This window comes from Bacillus sp. FJAT-50079, assembly GCF_018343515.1.
Lineage (GTDB): Bacteria > Bacillota > Bacilli > Bacillales > Bacillaceae_C > Lederbergia.
Map to the genome: position 1 here is coordinate 303,464 of NZ_JAGYPD010000002.1, position 15,563 is coordinate 319,026.

Here is a 15,563-nt window from a genome sequence, read left to right on the forward strand (position 1 = left end):
AAGCTACCTCCACCCAATAGGGTAAAAAGTAACTTCCACCAGTTTGATAAGTTAAAATTTTTCTTTGCAAAGAATTCATCTACCATGCGATTGTTTATAGTGGTAAGCATTTCCTTTTTGTTCACTGTTCCCTTCTTTGATCGTACGTTCAACACTGTCCATTTTATTTGTAAGTCCTGACATCGTAACTTCAAGCGTCGTTATTCGTTGTTCGTGATTTTGCCAAATGGGCATGTTGTCCAACTCCTTGGTCATTGGTTACCCCCTTCCTTTATCTAATCTATTTACACAAAAACCAGAGATAATTAATCACTACACTATTCATATAGCAAACTAGATTCTGAAGATTAATTAACTTTAATTTTCCAGTCTTCTCCTCATATTTAAACTACTCGATCTTCCTTTTAAGCTAGTTATATTTTTATTGATTACATAGATTAAAAATGTAATTATAATTAACATCACTAAAGTAAAATAAAATAATAACTGTAATTTTATGTTACCTTTGCAATAGTTAGCCAACAGCAGAATAATCACATAGACTGGCCCAATAATCCTCATCAAAATTTTCTTTTTGTTTGCAATTGATATATATAGCTTTAATAATTTTGGTTTTTTTTCTTGAATAATACTGTAAAATGTTAAATTGTTATAACTATTATTTACTTCCAAAAATTTACAGTTATTGTATTCATCACAAATTAAAATGGTTTTTCTATTAATCCTTCTAGAAATAAACCACATTTTATCCCTAATATTATCTAAATAAATATAATATCTAACCTTAAAGCTAACAAACTCAACAATAAACATAATAATCAAATATAATGGGAAAACAAAAACAAAGGTAAGAGCATAACAATAAAAAAAATAATAAAACAGTTGTTGTATATCTTTTATTTGAATACCTTGAAAAAACATTACTGCAGCGATAATTAGTGAATATACTAAGGTAATAAATAAAATATTGGAAGCTTCGATATAAAATTTTTTTACGTTTGATGTTAATATTTTTTCGACTGGTCGAATATTAATATGATCAACAAACATTCTAAATACGCCAACAATAATCGGCACTATGCCCAAGAAGTTAAAACTAAAATTTTTACTTACTAATAAATCGAACAATAATCTTCATCTCCGTAATAAAAGTAATGTATAGAACATTATACCTAAATTACAGTCTTAGAACAGTTCATTTTACCTATTTCATCTGCAAGTCGTCTTATTTAATTAAAAAGCCCCACATAACAGATGCTCTATCTTCTTAAATAAATTTTTGTAATTTCAGACCCAAAATCTATACGATTAATGATAAGTGGTCCTGAGATAACACTACCATCGCTGAATTCTATTAATGATATTTTTCTTTTTTCCCTTAAGGCTTTTCTAAGAAATACTATTATTTCATCTTCTTCTGTTTTTACAAAGACATTATTTTCATCTAAAATATAAAATCCATCTCCGATAATTTCTTGATTATCGATAACAACTTTAGCAAATTTTTTCACATTACCCCCTCCTCTCGTCTACCACATTCGACAAAAGGAGAAGTAACCCTTCTTTCATAAAAAAGCAATGATGTTTTACCTAAGATATTGAACTATATCTGTTCCAATTTGAGTTAAATTACAGTATGTCAAGTTTTTTTCACCATTGAAGGCTTCTATGAAACCTTGTCTTTGTAATTCAATCACGGAATGCATGACTCTTTTGTAACTTTGTTGATTAGTCATTCCTTTGACTTGACAATATGCACTTGTAAATTCATGATGCCAATCCGATGTTATCTTAGATCTTAGCTCCAATCGAAGTTACAGATTGGAGTGTTATCGGTGGCCATTTTTCATAGTCTGCAATAATCGATAAAGATTGCGGAGTCAATCTCTCAATTTGGGCTAAAGCATATTTATGCTGATCGAACAATTCTTCAAAATCGCTATTAATTATTACAAACTTCAGCACCGACGACAAATGCACCATTAGCTCTTCATCAGGTGGGAAATCTTCAATTATCCTAATAATTTTATTAAAAAGAGTATTTCCCTGCGGATTTGTTATAAATTCTTTCAACATTAATATGGCTTGATCCTGATCATCAATTTTATTTAAATATTGCTCAATAAGATGCGCTTTTTTTGCTTCATTTATTTCTTGATTAACTTCCTCATTCCAATTTATGATAGTTGATATTGCTTCGCCGATATTACCAAATAGAGATAATCCCTTATTTCTTAGAGTTTTCAAGCCTTTCTCTCTTTTTATCTCATCTAATTCTTGCTGTGATAATTCGGTTTGTTGCAATCTTTGGTCTAAGCTTTTGCTTTTTACATGAAGATAACTTTCTGTATTTTTGGCAATATAAATTAATTCTTGATCCCTTTCCATTTAGCCCATCTCCAATTAACATATTAACAGAAAATTTAACATGTTATTGGAAATGAAACAAGTTGCACCTACTTTCATTTATTTTTTTAGTTATAATTTATGGATTTCTTTTAATAATTTGCTCTATTTTTCCTAAGAGCAATGATTCACCTTTACTATTTTTATCCACCGATATCCTCCCCCCCCCCCTTCAAAACAATATAATAACCAACTGACTATCAGCCCCTAGAATTTTCCGTTTCTCGCTCTATCCTGTTCGTTTAACTCTTCGACATCTTTATATACCACCTTCGCTATTTCCTTTCCATCCATTGTTACATTTAGCTGTGGCTTCCCGATTAATTCTAACGCTTTTTTATACCCATCGTTAAAACCTTCTATATATCCCGGCATCGTGAATCCTCCTAATAAAAAAAGCGCCTATTTCGCGCTTAACAGTCCATCAATATAATTTTTGATCTCTTGAATTTTTTCGTCCGTCACCCGTTGGATTTCAGCCGATTTTTCATTAAGTGAATCTTGATAATCACTGTTAAGCTGTTGCTGTAAATACTCCCTTGTCTCTAACTCCAACCTTTCAATTTCCCCTTGGGTTAAATCCGATACATCATTCTTTATCTTTTCACTTTTCCCCGATTGGTAGGCTTCGATTTCTGATTGATAAGTTCCTTTCAACGCCGCTGCTGCATCCTCGATGTGATAGGCTAGTGCAGCTCCTACTCCGGCACCAACAAGAAATAATACAACTGTTGAGATTAGTATTTTTACTTTCATCGCTTTGCCCTCCTTTTATCTAGTATATGTGTTGCGAGATTTCATATTCGTTTATTTACCCTTTCAAGGCAAAATAAAAAAACCTCAAAGGAGGACTTAAAATAATTTATAAATCAAATACACGATTAAAATCAAAATAGGCACAGACATACATAGTCCATAGTCCCCACAAAAGACCTTTTAAAAATTTACTTTCCTTTTCTGTTTTCTCCATGATCTTCCCACCAAGCATTACATCCTTACCTGGATTTTACATCAATAATTGTTCAAACAAGAATACATCATTCTTTATAAGGAATGACATATGATGCAAGTCGAAATAAAAACACCTACTCAGCTAGGTGCCCCATGTCGATCAACGTTTGTTCTTCCCTCAGTTTCTTATAATTTTCTTTGAAAAATCTGTATTGCTCTTCGTTATTGTTAAATCGAAACAGTTTATGATAAAAAGAAGAACTTCCGGTTTAAGCGGTGCGCCTAAATTGTCTTTATGACGATTCATAAACTCAGAAAGTATATTATCTAATTCACCTTATGAATAATCTCCTACGCTTTCTTTATTCGTTATGTTAAGATCGATTAAAACCTCGGAGACCATACTATGAAATGGATACTTATGATGAACTTCTAAATATCCATTTTTTCCAGTAATATCACAAGTGTAATTCGTTGCTTTGAGGGAATCTTCCTTCCAGTCATGTAGCAGTTCCCTTAAGAATTTATTTAAAGTTGTTACTCCTCCTTTCCAGTTATGGTGGTATTCTCCTCGTACGTCTTCGTAACTACAAAGCCGACATCTATGGCCCTTTAAGAAACTTCCGAACGTTGTTTCCGATTCATGACCTCGTTCGCATCTCACCATTATTCCTGATCTATTATTTTCATATTTCTTTGATATAAGTTCGTGCCCAAATGATTCTATATACCACTTAACATATTCGTAGGTATATTTAACGACCCCTGCACAATAAGGGCACCTGCTTTTATTGTTATAAAAATTAATAAAATTTGTTGTGTAGATATGACCCTTGTCGCATTCGATCTTAAGCTTTGATAGATTACTTTGGTAATCGCTATTCAATAATTTGTAGCCTGTTCCACTCTCAAATTCTATGTGGTTTTTGATAAAATCGATAGTATGCCGTTTGTTATCGGCCCTCTTTTGGATTGCACACTGCGGACATCTCCCCCCGTCAAAAAACTTACTCATATCAACTTCATACTTATCGTGAAATTTTTCGCATTGCAGAACAGCTCTTTCTTCCGTTACGAAGTCAACAAATTTATAATTTTCTTTTTTAACCTCTTTTTTAAATCTATTAATTCTATCTTCTCTTCTGCACATCCGACACTTGCTTTCATTTTTCAAAAAACATGACCATTTGGACATCGCATGTCAATCATAGAAATATTCATTCGATATTCAGACAATATTCCAAATCCGTTATAAGTGTTATTTAGATAGTCTCGAATTTTATCGGTAGTCCATTTATTATCACACTTGGAACAAAAGAGACCATCCCTTTTAATCATCTTCCATCTCTTTTGGAGTAGGTGTCCTGAAGGGCAGACTAATTCAAAATATTGCATTTGATTAACGTATTCACTGGTTAATAATTTGTATCCCTCTGACTCGACATGCAATTTTATCTTATCTGCCATTTTCATTTGAATTAAACTTCCTATCAATCTGATGAAAATGCTATTTACCATATTCTGTATCTAAAACAATTTGAATATCTGTTCGATCTTGTTCTGGAGCACCATCTATTGTCCTACGTTAATTATATATCAAACTCGCAAATATACGATGTATCGGCTTTATTTCAAACAATCCCCCCCTCCTATTAACATCATATAAATATCAGCAATCGCTTCTTCGTTATTCAAATCTTCTTTAAGTAATTTTTCGTTTTCCTCTACCAATTCCATAAATGCCATGGCTGTCATTTCAGTTTCTTCTCTTAATCTATCAAATTCACTTGGCTGTGGACTTTCATTTCTTCGCGTTTCTAATTCCTCGTTACCCATTTTCTAAACGTAAAATCATAGACAGGATCACATAAAGAGCCCGTCCATCCTCTGACGACAAGCTCATCGTCTTCCCACTCGCTTAATGCTTCTACGACTTTTCCGCTTCCATCAATTCTGAAATACTGCAAGTTATCACCACATAGAAATAAACTCCATCAAGGCTCACCCAGCCATTAGATCCTTCAAATAATGATATGTCACCATTATTAGCAATAAAAATCTTACCGAAGCCCGTATTAGTTGGAACTGGAAACACGCGAGCATCGGGTGGAATATGCCCACTCGATAGCCTAAACATCGGACGGACACTCCCCTTTAGGTGAACCCAACCTTGACGATCTTTAACAAAGCCTGCTGGGGCATACCCTGATCCACGATTGACCCAGAAGTTCATAAACGAGGGTGAAGTGTATGAATTTTGCGCTATCCTCGCGATATTTAACGTCTCGCCTACCAGTGACATCGAAGGGGACCCGAGCTTGCCGCTGCGATGCCACTGGTGATTGTTATCTCCTATACGATGGTAGTTTTCATCGTCACGCTTAAGGCGCATGTCGCCGCCGCACATCAATCTCACCGTTAGCAAATTTCGTACGTCTCCGAATATGAAGGGTTTAACAGCTTAAGACCCCAGCAAGTGTATTTTTTATAGCAAATTCACTTAGCGTCGAATCTCCCCCCATATCCGATGCGTAAACCCCTGTCTTGTCTAGTTTAAAGGAGGATGATTTTGTAATTGATAGCCATGTTAACCCCTACTTTGGAAATATAGATATTAAAGATTTGAAACCAATGATCTATCAAAAATTCATTAACGATAAAATTGAATCTGGATTATCGACCGAAACAGCAAGGCGAATACACAATTTAATGAATCAAGCTTATAAGCGAGCTGTGTTAAATGGATATTTAGAAAAGAATCCATGTGCAGGTGTACAAATCAAGCGAAGAGAAGTAAAACAGTTAAAATATCTAGAGCCTGAATTCGTTGCCCCCTTCTTAAAACACGCTTAACATCTATGGTTTATTCTTTAAGGTTTTGTTTGAAAGCGGACTGAGAAAAGGCGAAGCCGCCGCTCTTCAGTGGTCTGATATTAACTGGAAAGAAAATACGATAACTATTAAGCATACTCTCGATTTTCAACCAGACGAGGATGAAGAATTATTTGGAGATACTAAGACATATCATTCGAAACGTGTCATACGATGCGGCAATCAGTGATGTCGGATTTACAAGCACATCTCAAATATCAGAATCAACGTAAATTGTATTTAGAGGACGTTGATCACCACAACCTAAATTTAGTTCTTTGTAGGGATGATGGTACCCCTTTGCCAAATATTCCTTTTATAACGCTTTTAAATCTTGTTTAGTTTAAAAATAGATGGTCCAAAGCTTCCGATTCACTCTACACGCCATACACACGCTGTTATGATGTTAGAGGCTGGCGCTGACATGAAAATACTTCAAGAAAGGTTTGGTCACGGAAGTATGCAAATTACATCAGATATATATTCTCACGTGTCAAAACGAATTGAGACAAGGTCAATCGAAAAGTTCGAGACCGATATGAGGGAAATAGAATGAAATTTATTGGTCAATATATGGTCAAGTTGAAATATTTGACCAAAATACTATCCGTTTGTAATATACAAAAACCGCCAGAGCCTTACAGCTCCAACGGTTCTCCTTTTTAATACAACGTCATATATTGCTCCCTTTCCCAAGGGTGTACTTGTGTTCTAAATCGTTCCCATTCGACTTCTTTTGTTTCGATGAAATTGTCAAAAATATGGTTGCCAAGCGCCGCTTTAATGATTTCATCTTGTTTTAATTGTTCTAACGCCTCGTAGAGGTTTGCCGGTAAATCGAAGACCCCTTCTTCACGTCTTTCCCGTTTGTTCATATTATAGATGTTTTTATCTACGGAAGGTGGCGGTGTAAGTCCTTGTTCGATTCCGCTTAATCCTGCTTTTAATAAAACAGCCATCGATAAATAAGGGTTGGCAGTCGGATCGACGCTTCTCACCTCGAGCCGTGTGCTTAATCCACGTGAAGATGGAATTCTTACTAACGGGCTTCTGTTTTGAGCAGACCAAGCGATGTAGCATGGAGCTTCATAGCCTGGTACGAGCCGTTTATACGAATTGACGGTCGGATTTGTAATGGCGGTAAAGCCAGGGGCATGCTCAAGAACGCCTGCCATAAATTGATATGCAGTTTCACTCAAATGTAGCTTTCCACTTTCTTCGAAAAAGGCATTTTGCCCATTTTTGAACAAGGACATATTGAAATGCATCCCTGATCCAGCAACACCGAATAATGGTTTAGGCATAAAGGTTGCATGCAGCCCATGATTGCGGGCAATTGTTTTAACGACAAGCTTAAATGTTTGAATTTGGTCACATGCTGCAATTGCATCTGCATATTTAAAATCAATCTCATGCTGCCCTGGTGCTTCTTCATGATGCGAAGCCTCAATTTCAAAGCCCATTTCCTCAAGTTCTAGTACAATGTCACGGCGGCAGTTTTCACCAAGATCCGTTGGAGCAAGGTCAAAATAACCGCCGTTATCGTTTAATTCCAGTGTTGGTTTTCCATTGTCATCTAACTTAAATAAGAAAAACTCAGGCTCTGGTCCAAGATTGAATTGAGTGAATCCAAACCCTTCCATTTCTTTTAACACTCGCTTTAAATTGCTGCGTGGGTCTCCTGCAAAAGGCTTTAAATCAGAGTTATACACATCACAAATTAAGCGAGCGACTTTGCCTTTCTTCGCTGTCCATGGAAAAATGACCCATGTATCTAAATCTGGATACAAATACATATCCGATTCCTCGATGCGAACAAATCCGTTGATGGATGAACCATCAAACATCATTTTGTTATCAAGCGCTTTTCCTAATTGGCTGATCGGTATTTCCACATTTTTTACCGTACCCAAAATATCCGTAAATTGCAATCTGACAAACTTCACATTTTGTTCTTCAGCAAGTTGTATGATACTTTCTTTCGTAAACATTCCCATCGCCCTGTCATTGCCTCCTAAGTTGAAAAAAAACATAATACAAATTTTACAAAACTTTTTTAAAAAAAGACAGCTTTTTTTTAGCTGTCTGCAAATTTTTTTCAATTAAATGTGATTAAACCTTTTTCTACCAATCTTTCAATAGCGATGACGATGGCAATTTTTACATGGGCGTATGTTAATCCACCTTGGACGTAAGCCGTGTATGGCGGACGAATCGGTCCGTCAGCTGATAATTCGATACTTGAACCTTGAATGAACGCACCTGCGGCCATAATGACTTCATCCTCATAACCAGGCATTGCGCTCGGATACGGCGTGACATACGAGTCAACTGGTGCGGCAGATTGAATCGCCTGGCAAAATTCGATCATGATTTGTGCATTCGGAAACTGGACGGATTGAATTAAATCGGTTCGTTTGGCATCCCAGCTTGGCGTTGTGTTCATGCCAATTTGCTCTAATAATGCCGCAGTGAATACCGCCCCTTTTAACGCTTGACCAGTAATATGTGGAGCAAGGAAAAAACCTTGATACATTTCGAGCAAGCTATATAATGATGCACCTGATTCTGCACCAAGTCCTGGTGATGTCATTCGATAGGATGCCGCATTGACCCACTTCTGCTTTCCAACAATATATCCTCCCGATTTGACGATACCACCACCTGGATTTTTAATTAGCGATCCAGCCATTAAATCGGCACCGACGTGGCAAGGCTCAAGCTCCTCCACGAATTCTCCGTAACAATTATCAACAAAAACAACGACCTTAGGATTAATCTCTTTTACGAAATCAATCATTTCTTTAATTTGTACAATTGTAAACGATGGACGATCCGCATACCCCTTCGATCTTTGGATCCCAATCATTTTCGTATTTGGTTTCATTGCTTGTTGGACAGCTTCAAAGTCGACTTCACCTGACTTTGTTAAATCAATACAAGCATAATCAATGCCGAATTCCTTAAGCGATCCATTATTTTCTTCCCCTCGTAAGCCAACAACTTCCTCCAATGTATCATATGGCTTCCCTGTAATGTATAAAAGCTCATCACCAGGCCGAAGTACACCGAATAATGCGATCGATATTGCATGTGTTCCTGAGACAATTTGCGGACGAACCAAACCCGCTTCCGCCCCGAAAACATCGGCATAAATGTTCTCCAATGTATCTCTGCCGATATCATCATAGCCGTAGCCCGTTGAAGGCGTGAAATGTGTATCGCTTACCCGATGTTTTTGAAATGACTTTAATACTCGATACTGATTGACTTCAATCATTCGATCAATTGCGTGGTGAACTTGAGAAATTTGCTGTTCAATTCCTTCCACTAGTTCACTGATGCGCTCATTTGTTTGTAAAAAAAGACTCATGTTGCTAACTCCTTCAAATTCCATATAATTTTACCGCCCCTAAAACGGGATGGTCTTTTAACACGTATCCCTTACACATATACGCGTCTTTCTCCTCTAAAAAAACGAGCTCTCGCATAATCGTCTCCGTTTTCAAAACGGACAATAATCTTCCTTCTGTTGAGGGGACGAGCATATGATAAAATTCCATTGATGCAACGGCTTGTGCCTCAATTTTTTTCTTTAATTGCTGACGATCTTCTTCTTTAAAAGCGCTCATAATAAAAACATCGCCCGCGCTCGGAACGAACTCATGATGAATTTGGTCCGCTTTATTATACACCGTTAATTGCGGAACGTGGTCAATCTCAAGCTCCTTTAATAATTGTTGGACCGTCTGCTCATGATTTTCATAATCCGGGTTTGAGCTATCGACAACATGTAGCAATAGATCGGCTTCTCTCGCTTCTTCAAGCGTCGAACGAAATGCTGCAATGAGGGCTGTTGGTAATTCTTGAATAAATCCAACCGTATCGGTGATGATTGCTGAATATCCGCTTGGTAAAACTAATTTTCTTGTCATCGGGTCCAATGTCGCAAAGAGCTTGTCTTCTTCATACGAATCTGCTGTCGATATGCGATTAAATAATGTTGATTTTCCTGCATTCGTATAACCAACAATCGCAATTTGAAACGCTCGATTTCGTTTTCTTCTTTCACGATAACGTTCACGATGTTCAACAATAATATTCAATTGCTTTTTAATTTCATCAATTCTTCTACGAATATGTCTTCGATCTGATTCAAGCTTCGTTTCACCAGGACCTCTCGTTCCGATTCCACCGCCTAATCGCGACAGAGCTATTCCTTGACCAGCAAGCCTCGGCAGTAAATATTGGAGCTGGGCGAGTTCTACTTGCAGCTGTCCTTCCTTAGACTTTGCACGTTGGGCAAAAATATCGAGGATAAGTTGTGTCCGATCGATCACTCGTCCCTTTAGCTGTTCTTGAAGATTACGTAATTGACTTGGTGATAATTCATCATTAAAAATGATTAAATCCGATTCTAGTTCTTCTTCAAGTGCTTGTAGTTCTTCTAGCTTTCCTTTTCCAATGTATGTAGCCGGATGATGCTTAACTTGTTTTTGGGTGAGCCTCGTTACAACTTCACCTTGCGCCGTCGCTGTCAATGAAGCTAATTCCTCCATTGAATATTGGAAATGGCGATCGGTTTCATCCGTTTGACTGCCAACTAAAATTGCTGTTTCTTTTTGTGATATCGGCAAATACATCCCCTTCTTTCCGTTAATCCCACTCACATCATAGCAGAAAGCATGAGTGATGACGAGCTTGATGTGTTGACGGCAACCCTTGAAGGACTGCCGTTTTATCTGCATTATTCGGTTTCTTGAAATTGAAAATCGTCGCTTTGAAGGGACGATAACATTTGGCGATCGAGAAGAGGTTCATGGAGCAATCGCATGGACTGGGCACGGATCGCCTTTTCAATCACGTTGCGAATATATCGTCCATTCGCAAAACCGGTTGGATTGATCGCTTTCGCATATAAAAGATGGTCTTTTAATTTTGCTTTTGCCTCCTGGCTTAGCGTATATTCTTTATCGAGAAGCATTCTATTACCAATTTCCATTAATTCATTTACAGTATAATCCGGAAAATTGAAAACGAGTGGAAAACGCGAATGGAGACCAGGGTTTAATTTTAAAAAATGATCCATTTCTTTTGAATACCCAGCAAGAATAAGAATAAACTCGTTTTGTTTATCCTCCATATGTTTGACAAGCGTATCGATCGCTTCTTTACCAAAATCTTTTTCTCCACCGCGACCAAGGGAATAGGCTTCATCAACAAATAAAATCCCACCAGATGCCTTTTTTATCAAATCTCGTGTCTTTTGAGCGGTATGACCAATATATTCCCCAACAAGATCTGCCCTTTCTGCTTCAATTAAATGACCTTTCGGGAGGACATCCATCTTTTGGAATAGCTTACCAATCAGACGGGCGACTGTTGTTTTACCTGTTCCGGGGTTGCCTTTGAACATCATATGGAGCACTTGTTTTCCAGGCTTGAGCCCAGCTGCATTTCTTTTATGATTTATATAAATCCAAGCGTATACTTCTTTCATCATGTTTTTTATTTCGCTCATGCCAACGAGTTCATTCATTTCCGCTTCAATTTCATGTAAAATCGCATGTTCATGTGATAATGAATTCGATGATATTTTTTTCGGTGCGTTCCGTTTTGTTTTTTCCCGTTTGTTTACATTCATCATAATGCTTATCTGTCCATTGTTTTTCATGCGGATTGATTCATCCATCCCCATCACCTCACATTCGAAAACAGTATACGCCCAGATTCGTAAAATGGTTCCAATGTGTGTATCAACTCATTATATTCAGACGTACAACCTGTCATGCCGAGCGATAAGAAAAGCGCAAGCGCCCATTTAGCGACTTACAAACCGCGCATCAAGGGTGTTGCTACGGCAACTGGCCACAGGACGTGGCGATGACCCCTACTCGTCGAGATAAAGGAACACAGTGAGCACGAAAAGAAAGCCGATATTGACTTACCACAATTAGAAGAGTAAACGCTGGACAGCTGGAGCTAGACAGAAATAGCATGCTTTAATAATAATGATTTTAAGGATTTAGTATACTTTTTTTATTTCTGATCAGCAAAAAGCGCGCATATCGAGTGTATGCGCGCCTTCATTTTCTTATCGTTATTCTTCATAATTAATTTGAACGTTTTTTTGAGGTGAGAAAGTAGATATGGCATGCTTATAAACGAGCTGCTGCTTCCCTTCAGACTCAAACAAAACGGTAAAATTATCGAATCCTTTTACTTGACCTCGCAGCTGAAACCCGTTTAGCAAAAATACCGTGACAGAAACGCCTTCTTTGCGAAGTTGGTTTAGGAATTGATCTTGAATATTAATCGGCTGTTTCATTTTATGTCCTCCTCTATAATCTCTATACTTATGTATTCGACTTAATTTGCAGCTTTCCTGCAATAAAATCAATTATTTCCGCTATGTTTATCAATTGTTCCCTTTCTTTGGTCATATCAAACCATGAAGCAGATATTTTATTTCTAAACCATGTGAGCTGGCGCTTCGCATAATTTCGGGAATTCTTTTTTAATAGCTCAATCGCCTCATCAAACGTGATCTCACCGTCCAAATACGCATATAGCTCTTTATATCCAATCGCTTGAACAGATTGGACGTTTTTGATCCCCGCATCGTATAAACGTTTGACTTCTTGTAGAAGCCCTTCGTCAAGCATGATGTCTACTCGTTTGTTAATCCGATCATATAAGATTTCTCTTTCCATCGTTAAAGCGATGATCGCTGCATCATACAACATTTCAGAAGTTTGATGGACTTGCGCATCACTCATCGTTTTTCCTGTTGAATGGTACACCTCCAATGCCCGAATCACTCTGCGATAATTATTCGGATGAATTTTCGCTGCACTATCGGGATCAATCGCTTTTAGTTGTTCATATAATTGGTCTCCATTCCCCTTTTCAACTTGCGCTTCCAGCTTGCCTCTATATTCCAGATCTCCTTCACTATCAGTAAATTGATAATCATACAACACTGCTTGAATATAGAGGCCTGTCCCGCCAACGATGATTGGCATTTTCCCTCGCCCATGTATTTCTGTTATTTTTTTGCGGACAAGGGATTGGAACTCGGCAACGGAAAAAGCTTCCTCGGGCTCCTTAATGTCAATCAGATGATGTGGAATTCCTTCCATCTCACTTTTTTTGATTTTCGCCGTTCCAATATCCATCCCTTTATAAATTTGCATCGAATCGCCGCTTATAATTTCCCCGTCAAACGCCTTCGCCGCATCAATGCTCAATTTGGTTTTCCCGACCGCCGTCGGACCGACGATTACAATCACCTTTTCTTTCATTTGTTTCACTGCTTTCCAAACTATTTTTTTAAGGTTATCGGAGTTGTTTCCTTATTATTTACTATATATTTTTGACCCGATGCTTACAACTAACCAATCATTGCCCATTATATGCTTTCTGCAATACTGCAAGATTGAGTTTTTTCATTTTAAGCACTGCTTGATTTACACGTTCAAATTGTTCCGGTGTGCCATTTCTCATCATCTCGTCCATTCCTCTCGGCACAATTTGCCAGGACACTCCATATTTATCTTTTAGCCAGCCACATTGCTCAGCTTCAGGCACCGCAGATAGCTTCTCCCAATAGTCATCTAACTCTTCCTCTGTATCGCAATATACCATGAATGAGACTGCTTCATTAAAACTGAATGTATGGTCTTCGGCACTATCCATTGCAACAAACCACTGATTCTCAATCATGAAATCAGAAAACATAATCGTTCCTTCTTTATTAGGTTCCATGCCTTGAGGGTAGCGGGCAATATGACCTTGCTTTGCGTTTTTAAATATAGATACATAAAATTGAAGCGCCTCTTCTGCTTTTCCGTATTGTTCACCAACAAACAGTAGTGAGGGAATGATCGCAGGCCGCTCTTCGCCATTTGGATTGGTAAGGATTAACTGCCACGATAATCCATACTTATCTTGAATCCAGCCATACTTCTCGCTGAACGGATATATATCAAGTGGCATTAACACTGTGCCGCCCTCGGATAATTTGTTCCAAACCGTATTTAATTTTTCGAGCGCGTTATTTTCTCGTGATGGGTCAAAATTTACGAAAAAAGACATCGTTGGATTGAATGTGAAAAACGGGCCTCCGTTGATCGCCATGAACTTTTGTCCCCACAATTCAAAAGAAACTAAATCCGCATCGCCTGATGGTGTGTCGTGAAGTGTTGTTACATTTGTAATTCTTGAGTCTGGGAAAATAGAAGTATAAAACGCCGCAGCTTCATTCGCTAACTTGTCATACCATAAATGCGGAATGATGTTTTCATTTATTTTTATCATTGTTAACCCCATCCTTTCACTCAACATTTCCGAATACAATTAAATTCTGCCTATTCGTCTATAAGAATGCTCATAACTTTTCACACGAACCCCTTTTATTATTTCGATCATATCATGTTTATGTCATTGATCAAAATAACATTTAGTTTACATAATAATATTATTGTATATAAATTAAAAAAGCACCTATATATGTAGGTGCTTAATAAAAAAAGATTCCTAGACAAACGATGAACACAACTAACCCAAGAACGATATAAATCCAAGTTAAAGACTTGATATTCGTCTTCAACGAATTTTTTTCATAAGCATGGGACCTTGCTAATTCGTTTTCAAACGTATCGCCTTCCGCCTCATATTGTTTCATTTTCGAGCTTACATCTTTACCAACGAGCAATGTTCCGACAAGAGCCGCAATCCCTGTAATGATCGCAGCAACAATCATATAAGTAGTCATTCTTATTATTCACACTCCTAAAACTGTCAAACGAAGCTATTATTCTATCTATATCGTACAACATTTTAGCAAAAGGAATAGTCGTGAATAAGACAGATTGATGACATTTATACATGATTACTCTCCATCAAAAGAGAACGCTATGGTACACTATTCCTTGTACAATTGAATCGGCTCCTCAAGGGTGGTCTGGCTCACTCCCCCAAGAAAGGGGGGGTGAGAAGTATGACAACATTTCAAGCAATCACGTTGATGCTTCAATTCAGTCTTCTGATCGTTGTCCTGTTGTCATTCCACAAAAAGAAATAGACCTCCCTTGAGTCCTGAACACCTTTAGGGATGGTCCATTTCAATTTACTAATCGAGCGAGCCAGCAATTGTACTTGACCGTTGGTGTTGACGCACCGACGGTCTCTTCTTCATTCTATGCTTTATTATGTAATTATACTATAACACGTTTAGATTGAAATAAACGATGATTATACATTTATTTTATTATTGTATCTTTTTCGATTTTAAAAAGCTTTTATTAAGCGAAAGGCTTATCCTCTCTACACAA

The 15,563-nt window shown here is 37.4% G+C and carries 20 protein-coding genes; 3 read left to right on the top strand and 17 right to left on the bottom strand.

Features of this window, described 5'->3' with window-relative positions; translation table 11 throughout:
- Positions 1–75: 75 nt before the first annotated feature.
- The 9 genes from KHA95_RS05445 to KHA95_RS05485 form a co-directional block, all read right to left on the bottom strand.
- A complete protein-coding gene (locus KHA95_RS05445) occupies positions 76–255 on the bottom strand; it encodes a hypothetical protein (RefSeq protein WP_213136471.1) in 180 nt (59 codons plus the stop codon).
- Positions 256–357: 102 nt separating this feature from the next.
- Entirely contained in the window at positions 358–1,128 is a 771-nt protein-coding gene (locus tag KHA95_RS05450; protein ID WP_213136472.1) for a hypothetical protein, read from the bottom strand.
- A gap of 131 nt (positions 1,129–1,259) precedes the next feature.
- Positions 1,260–1,511 carry a hypothetical protein gene (locus KHA95_RS05455; protein ID WP_213136473.1) on the bottom strand — a complete coding sequence of 84 codons (252 nt, stop codon included), beginning with the start codon at positions 1,509–1,511 and terminating at the stop codon, positions 1,260–1,262.
- Positions 1,512–1,791: 280 nt separating this feature from the next.
- On the bottom strand, positions 1,792–2,388 hold the full coding sequence (locus KHA95_RS05460; RefSeq protein ID WP_213136474.1) for a hypothetical protein: 597 nt from the start codon (positions 2,386–2,388) through the stop codon (positions 1,792–1,794).
- 225 nt (positions 2,389–2,613) lie between these two features.
- Entirely contained in the window at positions 2,614–2,781 is a 168-nt protein-coding gene (locus KHA95_RS05465) for a hypothetical protein (protein WP_213136475.1), read from the bottom strand.
- 27 nt (positions 2,782–2,808) lie between these two features.
- On the bottom strand, positions 2,809–3,162 hold the full coding sequence (locus KHA95_RS05470; RefSeq protein ID WP_213136476.1) for a hypothetical protein: 354 nt from the start codon (positions 3,160–3,162) through the stop codon (positions 2,809–2,811).
- Positions 3,163–3,694: 532 nt separating this feature from the next.
- Positions 3,695–4,552 (bottom strand): hypothetical protein, encoded by an 858-nt coding sequence (locus KHA95_RS05475; protein WP_213136477.1) that lies wholly within the window; start codon positions 4,550–4,552, stop codon positions 3,695–3,697.
- 431 nt (positions 4,553–4,983) lie between these two features.
- Complete coding sequence (locus tag KHA95_RS05480; RefSeq protein ID WP_213136478.1) at positions 4,984–5,193, bottom strand: hypothetical protein; 210 nt, start codon at positions 5,191–5,193, stop codon at positions 4,984–4,986.
- Between the two features lie 91 nt (positions 5,194–5,284).
- Entirely contained in the window at positions 5,285–5,494 is a 210-nt protein-coding gene (locus KHA95_RS05485; RefSeq protein ID WP_213136479.1) for a hypothetical protein, read from the bottom strand.
- Between the two features lie 407 nt (positions 5,495–5,901).
- On the opposite strand from KHA95_RS05485, the gene KHA95_RS05490 reads away from it, so the two are divergent.
- Both KHA95_RS05490 and KHA95_RS22880 read left to right on the top strand, forming a co-directional pair.
- Entirely contained in the window at positions 5,902–6,210 is a 309-nt protein-coding gene (locus tag KHA95_RS05490) for a tyrosine-type recombinase/integrase (RefSeq protein ID WP_213136480.1), read from the top strand.
- Between the two features lie 352 nt (positions 6,211–6,562).
- On the top strand, positions 6,563–6,784 hold the full coding sequence (locus KHA95_RS22880; RefSeq protein ID WP_283248122.1) for a tyrosine-type recombinase/integrase: 222 nt from the start codon (positions 6,563–6,565) through the stop codon (positions 6,782–6,784).
- Between the two features lie 106 nt (positions 6,785–6,890).
- Here KHA95_RS22880 and glnA read toward each other — a convergent pair whose 3' ends face one another.
- From glnA to KHA95_RS05535, 8 genes are all read right to left on the bottom strand, one after another.
- Entirely contained in the window at positions 6,891–8,225 is a 1,335-nt protein-coding gene (glnA, locus tag KHA95_RS05500; RefSeq protein WP_213136481.1) for a type I glutamate--ammonia ligase, read from the bottom strand.
- Between the two features lie 101 nt (positions 8,226–8,326).
- On the bottom strand, positions 8,327–9,601 hold the full coding sequence (locus KHA95_RS05505) for a methionine gamma-lyase family protein (RefSeq protein ID WP_213136482.1): 1,275 nt from the start codon (positions 9,599–9,601) through the stop codon (positions 8,327–8,329).
- A gap of 13 nt (positions 9,602–9,614) precedes the next feature.
- Entirely contained in the window at positions 9,615–10,865 is a 1,251-nt protein-coding gene (gene hflX / locus KHA95_RS05510; RefSeq protein WP_249316605.1) for a GTPase HflX, read from the bottom strand.
- A gap of 110 nt (positions 10,866–10,975) precedes the next feature.
- The gene (gene spoVK, locus KHA95_RS05515; RefSeq protein ID WP_213136484.1) at positions 10,976–11,920 is read right to left on the bottom strand and encodes a stage V sporulation protein K; all 945 of its coding nucleotides are present in this window, start codon (positions 11,918–11,920) and stop codon (positions 10,976–10,978) included.
- Positions 11,921–12,328: 408 nt separating this feature from the next.
- A complete protein-coding gene (gene hfq / locus KHA95_RS05520) occupies positions 12,329–12,556 on the bottom strand; it encodes an RNA chaperone Hfq (RefSeq protein WP_213136485.1) in 228 nt (75 codons plus the stop codon).
- Between the two features lie 28 nt (positions 12,557–12,584).
- A complete protein-coding gene (miaA, locus tag KHA95_RS05525; protein ID WP_213136486.1) occupies positions 12,585–13,532 on the bottom strand; it encodes a tRNA (adenosine(37)-N6)-dimethylallyltransferase MiaA in 948 nt (315 codons plus the stop codon).
- A gap of 97 nt (positions 13,533–13,629) precedes the next feature.
- Positions 13,630–14,547, bottom strand: coding sequence for a VOC family protein (locus tag KHA95_RS05530; protein WP_213136487.1), 918 nt, complete (start codon positions 14,545–14,547; stop codon positions 13,630–13,632).
- A 202-nt stretch (positions 14,548–14,749) separates the two neighbouring features.
- Positions 14,750–15,004, bottom strand: a complete 255-nt coding sequence (locus KHA95_RS05535; RefSeq protein ID WP_213136488.1) for a hypothetical protein — start codon at positions 15,002–15,004, stop codon at positions 14,750–14,752.
- Positions 15,005–15,229: 225 nt separating this feature from the next.
- Here KHA95_RS05535 and KHA95_RS23340 point away from each other — a divergent pair, with 225 nt between their 5' ends.
- On the top strand, positions 15,230–15,313 hold the full coding sequence (locus KHA95_RS23340) for a putative holin-like toxin (protein ID WP_481748420.1): 84 nt from the start codon (positions 15,230–15,232) through the stop codon (positions 15,311–15,313).
- Positions 15,314–15,563 lie beyond the last annotated feature (250 nt).

Excerpts from the sequence above, each read along its gene's own strand:
- KHA95_RS23340 (WP_481748420.1), top strand. The coding sequence starts at position 15,230 with ATGACAACATTTCAAGCAATCACGTTGATGCTTCAATTCAGTCTTCTG.
- KHA95_RS05485 (WP_213136479.1), bottom strand. The coding sequence starts at position 5,494 with ATGTTTAGGCTATCGAGTGGGCATATTCCACCCGATGCTCGCGTGTTT.
- KHA95_RS05475 (WP_213136477.1), bottom strand. The coding sequence starts at position 4,552 with ATGTCCAAATGGTCATGTTTTTTGAAAAATGAAAGCAAGTGTCGGATG.
- KHA95_RS05460 (WP_213136474.1), bottom strand. The coding sequence starts at position 2,388 with ATGGAAAGGGATCAAGAATTAATTTATATTGCCAAAAATACAGAAAGT.
- hfq (WP_213136485.1), bottom strand. The coding sequence starts at position 12,556 with ATGAAACAGCCGATTAATATTCAAGATCAATTCCTAAACCAACTTCGC.
- KHA95_RS05445 (WP_213136471.1), bottom strand. The coding sequence starts at position 255 with ATGACCAAGGAGTTGGACAACATGCCCATTTGGCAAAATCACGAACAA.
- glnA (WP_213136481.1), bottom strand. The coding sequence starts at position 8,225 with ATGGGAATGTTTACGAAAGAAAGTATCATACAACTTGCTGAAGAACAA.
- KHA95_RS05470 (WP_213136476.1), bottom strand. The coding sequence starts at position 3,162 with ATGAAAGTAAAAATACTAATCTCAACAGTTGTATTATTTCTTGTTGGT.
- KHA95_RS05535 (WP_213136488.1), bottom strand. The coding sequence starts at position 15,004 with ATGACTACTTATATGATTGTTGCTGCGATCATTACAGGGATTGCGGCT.
- spoVK (WP_213136484.1), bottom strand. The coding sequence starts at position 11,920 with ATGGATGAATCAATCCGCATGAAAAACAATGGACAGATAAGCATTATG.
- KHA95_RS05480 (WP_213136478.1), bottom strand. The coding sequence starts at position 5,193 with ATGGGTAACGAGGAATTAGAAACGCGAAGAAATGAAAGTCCACAGCCA.
- KHA95_RS05465 (WP_213136475.1), bottom strand. The coding sequence starts at position 2,781 with ATGCCGGGATATATAGAAGGTTTTAACGATGGGTATAAAAAAGCGTTA.
- KHA95_RS05505 (WP_213136482.1), bottom strand. The coding sequence starts at position 9,601 with ATGAGTCTTTTTTTACAAACAAATGAGCGCATCAGTGAACTAGTGGAA.
- KHA95_RS05530 (WP_213136487.1), bottom strand. The coding sequence starts at position 14,547 with ATGATAAAAATAAATGAAAACATCATTCCGCATTTATGGTATGACAAG.
- miaA (WP_213136486.1), bottom strand. The coding sequence starts at position 13,532 with ATGAAAGAAAAGGTGATTGTAATCGTCGGTCCGACGGCGGTCGGGAAA.